Below are 7986 nucleotides of genomic sequence, written 5' to 3'. Positions count from 1 at the left end.
CGGAACCCGGAGGCGGCGGGCGCCGCGGAAGGTCAGGCGGTGGTTGCTGCCGGGGCGCAGGGCGGCGCCGGCACCGCGCAGGCCCGCGTGGACGCTGTCCAGGGTCAGCGGCCGGTCGCCGAAGGCGTTGGTGAACCGGACCCGGGGGGCGCTGCCGGCGACGCTGGTGTGCACGATCATCCGGTAGCCCTGGTCGGCGGCCCCCTCGCCCATGCGGTCGGCGCTCGCGCCCCAGGTGACCACGCCGGAGGGCCGGGTGACGTCGTGGGGCCGGGTGATGGCCGCCCGGGCGGGCCCGGACTGGCAGGCGACGGCCGTCAGCAGGACCGCGGCGACGCGGCAGCCGTGTCCGAACCGGCCGTTCACCGGGCGAGGTCCCGGAGTGTGACGGATCCGCCGGGCCGCATGCGGACCGTCCGGGACGTGCCTCCGTATCCCACTGAGGTCATGGTCCCGCCGGTGCCGCGGCTCCGCACCTCGGTGGGTTTCCCGTCCCGCCGGGCCGAGGTCGACGCGGAAGCCGCCGCGGGCCCAGGGACGGTGGGTCGTCTCGTCGAGGTTGTCCGGGGCCATGCACTCCTCCAGCCGGCCGGTCTTCGGGCTCACCACGGGCAGGTACAGCCGCTCGCGCAGGGCGCCGACGGTCGGCGAAGCCGGCGCCCCTGCCGAGTTCCCCGGCCGCCGTGCGGTAGTTGCCGATCAGAACCCACCCCGGTTCCCGAGCATAGGTGACGCCCTTGGCGCCGAGCGGGCCCTGTCGGGTGTGGGAGTCGGTGCCCTCGTAGTGCTCGAAGGGGCGGCTCAGCCCGCCGCGCCGCCGGGGGCCCGGGTGATGAAGGACTGGATCGCGGTGGCCGCGGCGCCGCGCGCCCACTGCTCGAAGGGGAGCGGGCGGGTCTGTACGTCGCACCGGACCGCGGAGCCGAAGGTGGCCTCGGTGAAGGCGCTCCGGATGTGCCCGGCGAGGTAGGCGGTGAGGCCCTCGCCGGAGATGATCACGCGCTCGGGCCCGAGCAGGTTGGCCACGGTGGCGATGCCCCGCCCGATGGCCTCCCCGGCCCGCGCGTACACCTCCCGTGCTCCGGGGACGCCCTGCTGGGCAAGGGCCGACGCGGCGCGGGCGTCCGCCACTTGCCGGCCCGTCACCTCGCGCATGCGGGCGACGATCGCGGCGTCCCCGGCGATCGCCTCGACACAGCCGCGGTTGCCGCAGGGGCACTCGGGGCCGGCGGGGTCGACGACGACGTGCCCGATCTCGCCCGCCACGCCGTGCGCGCCGGCGACCACGCGGCCGTGCACCACGAGCCCGCAGCCGATCCCCGCGCCGACGGTCACCACGGCGAAGTCGCTGAGCCCGGCCCCGGCGCCGAACCACTGCTCGGCGACGGTGAGCGCGCGCACGTCCTTGTCGACGGAGACCGGCAACCCGCAGGCGTCCGTCGCGAGTTCGGCGAGCGGCACGTCCCGCCAGGCCAGGAAGGGCGAGTGGCGCACGACGCCCTCTGCGCGGTCGACGTCACCGGATACGGCGATGCCGAGGCCGGCCACCGGAGCGCCCGACTCGACCGCCAGGGCGAGGAGTTGGTGGGCGAGGTCCGCAACGGCCTTCAGCACCGACCCCGTCGAGCGGTCCGGCAGGGGTGCGCGGCGGGCGGCCCGGACGCGGCAGCACAGGTCGGTCACCACGGCGATCAGTTCGTCGCCGGTCGCCTTCACCCCGATGAACAGGGCACGTTCACCGTTCACCCGGACCAGACTCGCGGGGCGGCCGGGGACGGGGCGGGCCTCCTCGTCGGCGCCCTCCACCAGGTATCCGGCCGCCAGCAGGGGGCGTACGGCCTTGGTCACGGCGGCCGGGGACAGGCCGGCCCGGCGGCCCGCGTCCAGGCGGGTCAGGGGGCCGTGCGAGAGGACGGTCGTGAACACCTGCGCGGCGGCGGGGGTGTGCGCCGGGAACCTCTCGGCGTGCGGGGTCGAGCGCATGGCCGGGAACCTAGGGTCGTTGTTTTCCGCTGTCGACAAAAGAAACAGGCACTGTTACGGGGGCAGTCGGGCCGCCCGCGCGGACGCGGACATGCGGATGCCCCGCGCGGGGCGGGGCATCCGGTGGTGCGGTGTGGCGCTGCCCTCCGTCAGTGACGGGGGGCCGGCGTGTTGGCGGCGGTGACGTTGACCGCGGCCCACGCCTTGTCGACCGTCTTGTACTCGGTGCTGTTCGCGCCGTACAGGTCCTTGGCCGCCTTCAGCGTCGCGACGCGCGCGTCGTGGAAGTCGGTGGTGGAGACCATGTAGCGGGTCAGCGCACGGTAGAAGATGGCGGTGGCCTTGGCGCGGCCGATGCCCCTGACCGTGGACTTGTCGTACGTCGGCGAGTCGTACGCGACGCCGTTGATCGTCTTCTTGCCACTGCCCTCCGCGAGGAGGTAGTAGGCGTGCGACGAGACACCGGAACCGGCGTGCACCTCGGTGTAGTAGGTGTCCGCCGACCAGTAGTCGATCGTGCCCTCGAGCTTGTCGAGCGACGGGTGGTCCAGGCGGCGCAGGAACTTCTGCGCGAGGCCCAGCTTCTCGCCGATCAGGTAGTCCGGGGTGTCCTTCTTGTTGTTCGCGAAGAACTCGACGTTGGAGCCGAAGATGTCCGCGATGGACTCGTTCAGCGCGCCCGGCTCGCCGTACTGGTTGCCGTCGGCGTCGACATAGGTCGGCTGCAGCTTGGCGGTCGCGTCCACCACGCCGTGGGTCAGCTCGTGACCGGTGACGTCGAGGACGACGAGCGGCTTCTTGAAGGTCTTGCCGTCGCCGTCGCCGTACAGCATGCAGTTGCAGGTCGGGTCCCAGAAGGCGTTGGCGACCTTGTTGCCCCAGTGGACCAGACCGTGGGCGGCCTTGCCGTTGTTGGCGATGCCCTTGCGGTTGAAGGTCTTCTTGTAGAAGTCCAGGGTCTCGGTGATGCCGTACTGGGCGTCGGCGGCGGCGCTGGCGCGGTTGGCGGTCGTGCCGTTGCCCCACACGTTGGTGGTGCCGGTGAACTTCGTGCCGGCGCCGAAGCTCTCCGTGTACTTGCCCTTGGCGTCCCGCGTCTCGGTGCCGTACCGGCTCGGGTCCGCGAGCTGGTAGTGGCCGCGCGAGGTCTGCGTCGTGGTGAGGCCGACGCTGCCGACGAAGAGGGTCTTGCCGGTGCCCTTCGCGGCCGACGGGTAGCCCGTGGCGCCGGAGACGCCCGAGCCGAGCAGGCCGGCGGCCGGGGTGGCGGCGGTGTCGGTGGCGGGGTCGGCCGTCTCGCCGCGCTGGTGCAGGGCGTCGAGCAGCTTCGGCGACAGGAACTCGTCGCTGTCGGGGGTGTTGCTGCGCACCTTGCCGGTGACGGCGTCGATGACGACGGTGTTCGTGCCGCTCTGGTCGGTCACGGTCACCTGGTAGGCGAGCGCGGAGGCGCCGCCGCGGGCGTCGACGACGAGCTGGGCGCTGCCCGCGTCGCCCTTGGCGACCTGGGCGGCCTTGGCGGCGGCCTGGTCCGCGGTCAGCTTGGCGCGGGTGGCGGCCGGCTTGACGGCGCGGTCGGCCGCGCTGGTCACGCCGGTGTAGGCGAGCTTGTGGTCGAGGTGGACCACGAGGTCACCGCCGAGCACGGGCATGCCGTTGTGGGTGCGGACGAAACGGACGTGCCGGGCGCCCTCGGGGTCCAGCATGACGTCCTGGGCGTGGAGTTCGTCGCCCTGGGAGACCCCGCTCGCCGAGGCGTGGGCGAAGGCCGCGGTGCGCGCCGCCCCCACCACCGCGTCGGCGTTCGTGGCGGAGGACGCGGCGGACCGCTCCGCCCCCGTCGTGGAAGGTCCCGCGAAGGCCGTGCCGGCCAGGCCCGTGGCAGCCGTCGCCACCGCGGCGGCGATCGCCACGGAGCGTATGTGCGGTCTACGCAATCTGATCAGGGTTCCTTCGTTCGAAGGCGGTGGGTCGTCAACCGCCCTGAGGCATGGCGTTGTTGGACGCCACGGGGGCTGGTCGGGCCCCGAGAAGTAACCCTTACGGATCAGTCATGTGCACGTAAAGACGGAATGATCTATTTCGCGAAGTTCTATGGCAATCCTTTGCAAATGAGCGCCAGAGAGTGATCGCTGTATGACCAACTGTGTGTCGGCTGTGGAGACGCCGCTCCCATCCCCTAGGTTCCCAGGCCGGAATGTGACTGATATCGCATCAGCAGTCGTATCGATGGGAGTGGGTGCCCGATGGTCTCAGCCAGGGTGAGCAGGGGTGCGGTCCTGGGAGCGGTGGCGCTGTCGCTGCTCGCGGTCCCCGCGCGGGCCGCGACCGGGGCGCCGAAGTCCCCGGCGGCAGCGGAGCTTCCGGCCCCCGACCCCTCGGGCGTGGCCGCGGTGCTGCGGTCGGCGGTGGCCCAGGGCGCCCCGGGGGCGCTGGCCCGGATCGACGACCGGGGCAGCGCGTACCGGTTCACCAGCGGACTCGCCGACCGGAGCGCCCGACGGGCCATCGCCTCCGAGGACCGGTTCCGCGTCGGCAGCGTCACCAAGAGCTTCTCGGCCGTCGTCCTGCTGCAACTCGCCGACGAGCACCGGCTGGCGCTCGACTCCCCGGTCAACCGCTATCTGCCCGGGCTGCTGCCCGACGACCGGATCACGGTCCGCCAGGTGCTGAGCCACCGCAGCGGCCTGTACGACTACACCGACGACCTGTTCGCCGACAGCGTGGCCGGCTTCGAGGCCGTGCGGAACAAGGTCTTCACCTACCGCCAGCTGGTCGCGCTCTCCCTGAAGAAGCCGCGCACCAACGAGCCCGGTGCCGCCTACTCGTACTCGAACACCAACTTCGTCGTCGCCGGCATGCTCATCGAGAAGCTCACGGGCCACTCGGTGAGGACCGAGTACGAGAACCGCATCTTCAAGCCGCTGAAGCTGCGCGACACGTTCTACGTCCACCCCGACACCCGGATCCCGGGCCCCTACGCCCGCGGCTACCTCACCCCCGACAAGGCGGGCGACCCGCTGGTCGACGCGACGGAACAGACCGTGTCGTGGGCGCAGAGCGCGGGCGCCATCATCTCCAGCACGCGCGACCTGGACGTGTTCTTCGGCGCGCTGACCGGCGGCAGGCTGCTGTCCACCGCGCGGCTCGGCGAGATGGAGCAGTGGACGCCGGTGAACGCCACGACGGCGTACGGGCTCGGGCTGCGGCGCCGCGACCTGTCCTGCGGGGTGTCGGTGTACGGCCACACCGGCGCGGTTCAGGGCTACTACACGTACGCGTTCGCCTCGCAGGACGGAAGCCGGAGCCTGACGGCCGTCGCCACGACGTCGAACAACGGCACGGTGCTCAACACGTTGGCGGGGACCCTGGAGTCGGCGTTCTGCGGCAAGAAGGCGAAGGCTCCGCGAGGTCCGGCGGTAGCGGAGCGGAACGAGGACGCGGGCACCACGGACAAGGGGTAGGAGGCGGTACGCGTTCCCGCGCCCCTTCGCGTCACGGCCGGCGGCAACCCCGCCTCAGCCGCCAGGCGGAGAACCGGAGGGAACGAGGACCTGGCTGCCACAGCCCTGGGGCAGGCGGACGCGCGCCACAGCCGGGACCGCGCTCCCGAGCCCCTTTCGCGTCCCGGTCGGCGGCAACCCTTGGCAGCCGCCGGGCGATGCACCGGACGGAACAAGGGCCTGGCTGCCACAGCCGGGAACGCACTCCCCGCCCCTTTGCATCGTGGCCGGCGGGAACCCCTCCGCGGCCGCCGGGCGTTGTACCGGGCGTGACGAGTGAGCTGGTTCCCGGGGGCAATCTGCCTCTTCCTCCCGGCGCGCTCCGGCTGCGGGTCTCCGGTCCCTTCGACGTGTCCGCGCTCGTCACGGGCGCGGACGGGAAGGTCGGCGGGGACGGCGACCTCGTGTTCTACAACCAGCCGGACGCGCCCGGTGTCGGGCTGCGCGGCGACGGCCTGGACGTCGATCCCGGGCGGCTGCGCGCCGGTGCCTGCCGGGTCATGGTCGCGGTGAGCGCGGCCGAGCCCGGCACACCGCTCGGCCGGCTGCCCGCGCCGCGCCTCGAGGTCGCCGACCGCGCGGGCCGCACGGTGGCCCGGTTCGCGCCGCCGCGCCTCGGCGACGAGACCGTACTGCTGCTCGCCGAGCTGTATCTGCGCCCCGGCACCGGCTGGAAGCTGCGGGCCGTCGGGCAGGGGTACGCCGACGGGCTGGCCGGGCTCGCCCGGGACTTCGGGGTGGACGTCACGGACGACGGCGAGGAGACGGCGGCGGCCCCTTCCGCGCCGGACGCCCGCGACGGCTTCCTGACCAGGGTCAACTCCGCCCGCGCCCGCGCCGGCTGCCCGCCCGTCACCCTGGACCCTCGGCTCCTCGCCGCCGCGGAGGCACACGCGAGGGCCATGGCCGGGGCGGGGCGCCTTGGTGCCGAGGGGCGGGACGGGGTCTCGGTGCACCAGCGCATCACGGCCGCCGGGTACGCCTACCTCGGCGTCGGCGAGCACCTGGTCTCCGGCCCGCGCACCCCGGCGGAGTTCGCGGAGTACTGCCTCGAATCGGCGAAAGCCCGCCGCACCCTGCTCGATCCGGCCTTCCGGCACACGGCACTCGCCCGTGCCGACGCGGGCGACCGCTACTGGACCGCGCTGTGGGCGAGTCCGCTCACCCCGGCGGGGCTGTCGCGCACGACGGCCGAGGTCGCCGCCCTGACCAATGCCGAGCGCGGTCGGGCCGGTCTCCCCCCGCTGGCGGTGGACGCGCCGCTGACGGCCGCCGCGCAGGCGCACTGTGCGGACATGGTGGCCCGCGACTTCTACGCGCACACCTCCCCCGACGGCGCCGAGCCCTGGGACCGGGCCGCCGCCGCGGGCTCCGCGAGGCGCACGATCGGCGAGAACATCGCCTGCGGGCAGCGCTCCCCCGCCGCGGTCGTGACCGGCTGGATGAACAGCCCGGGGCACCGGGCCAACATCCTCGCGCGGGAGTTCACCCACATCGGCGTCGGCTTCACGGGCGGCGGCCGGGCGGGCACGTACTGGGCGCAGTTGTTCGGCGGCTGAACGAGAACGTTCCGCGATCTTGGCGGAACCGGGGAGTCCGGGACACGATGCCCCGTATGAAGGGTGATCTCTTTTCCGGTGAGCACGTGGTGCGGCCGGCCATGGAGCCGGGCATGTCCGTCGAGAACGCCAAGTGCCTCAGGTACGTGGTGGACGGCGAGATGTACGCCCGTCAGGGCGCGATGGTCGCGTTCCGCGGCAGCCTGGGGTTCGAGCGCAAGGGTCAGGGCGTCGGCGGGATGCTGAAGCGCGCGGTCACCGGGGAGGGACTGCCGCTGATGACGGTGCGGGGACAGGGCGAGGCGTGGTTCGCGCACGAGGCGCAGAACTGCTTCGTCGTCGAGGTCGAGCCCGGCGACCGGTTCACCGTGAACGGCCGCAACGTGCTGTGTTTCGACGCCTCGTTGTCGTACGAGATCAAAACGGTGAAGGGCTCGGGCATCGCCGGCGGCGGCCTGTTCAACAGCGTGTTCAGCGGCCACGGCCGGCTCGGTCTGGTCTGCGAGGGCAACCCGCTGGTCATACCGGTGTCCGCGCAGACGCCGGTGTACGTCGACACGGACGCGGTGGTCGGCTGGACCGAGCGGCTGCAGACCTCGCTGCACCGCTCCCAGTCCATCGGCTCGATGCTGCGCGGCGGCTCCGGGGAGGCCGTGCAGCTCATGCTCCAGGGCGAGGGGTTCGTCGTGGTGCGGCCGAGCGAGCTGACACCGCAGAGGCCGCAGCAGCACTGAACCTTCACAAGTGACCCGATCGGCGCGGGCAACCCCCGTCGCCGCGCCCGCGTCTTGATCGTCAACAGACCGACGAGCCCTGGGGTCACTGGCCTGGCTGCTCGTTGTGGTTCTGGCACAGGTCGGGGTTCACGGTGCTGACCGGCGACGAGGCCTCCTATCTGACCCATGAGAAGGCCCTGGACCGCGACGCCCTCAGGCACAACC

General features: G+C 72.8%; 5 protein-coding genes and 1 pseudogene. 3 read left to right on the top strand and 3 right to left on the bottom strand.

All coding sequences use genetic code 11. The features are described from left to right. The 3 genes and pseudogenes from ACWEN3_RS35810 to ACWEN3_RS35800 form a co-directional block, all read right to left on the bottom strand. Positions 1–606, bottom strand: a pseudogene (locus tag ACWEN3_RS35810) (hypothetical protein); the annotation flags it as partial. Between the two features lie 195 nt (positions 607–801). Beyond that, on the bottom strand, positions 802–1983 hold the full coding sequence (locus ACWEN3_RS35805) for an ROK family protein (RefSeq protein WP_452979666.1): 1182 nt from the start codon (positions 1981–1983) through the stop codon (positions 802–804). A gap of 149 nt (positions 1984–2132) precedes the next feature. Next, positions 2133–3896 carry a M4 family metallopeptidase gene (locus ACWEN3_RS35800; RefSeq protein ID WP_452979663.1) on the bottom strand — a complete coding sequence of 588 codons (1764 nt, stop codon included), beginning with the start codon at positions 3894–3896 and terminating at the stop codon, positions 2133–2135. Between the two features lie 333 nt (positions 3897–4229). Here ACWEN3_RS35800 and ACWEN3_RS35795 point away from each other — a divergent pair, with 333 nt between their 5' ends. The 3 genes from ACWEN3_RS35795 to ACWEN3_RS35785 all read left to right on the top strand — a co-directional run bounded on the left by ACWEN3_RS35795 (position 4230) and on the right by ACWEN3_RS35785 (position 7779). After that, entirely contained in the window at positions 4230–5447 is a 1218-nt protein-coding gene (locus tag ACWEN3_RS35795; protein ID WP_452979660.1) for a serine hydrolase domain-containing protein, read from the top strand. A gap of 308 nt (positions 5448–5755) precedes the next feature. Further along, on the top strand, positions 5756–7045 hold the full coding sequence (locus tag ACWEN3_RS35790; protein ID WP_452979658.1) for a CAP domain-containing protein: 1290 nt from the start codon (positions 5756–5758) through the stop codon (positions 7043–7045). A gap of 56 nt (positions 7046–7101) precedes the next feature. After that, complete coding sequence (locus ACWEN3_RS35785; RefSeq protein ID WP_452979656.1) at positions 7102–7779, top strand: AIM24 family protein; 678 nt, start codon at positions 7102–7104, stop codon at positions 7777–7779. Positions 7780–7986 lie beyond the last annotated feature (207 nt).

The organism is Streptomyces sp. NPDC004561 (assembly GCF_053602155.1).
This window is presented reverse-complemented; position numbering and strand designations above follow the sequence as displayed.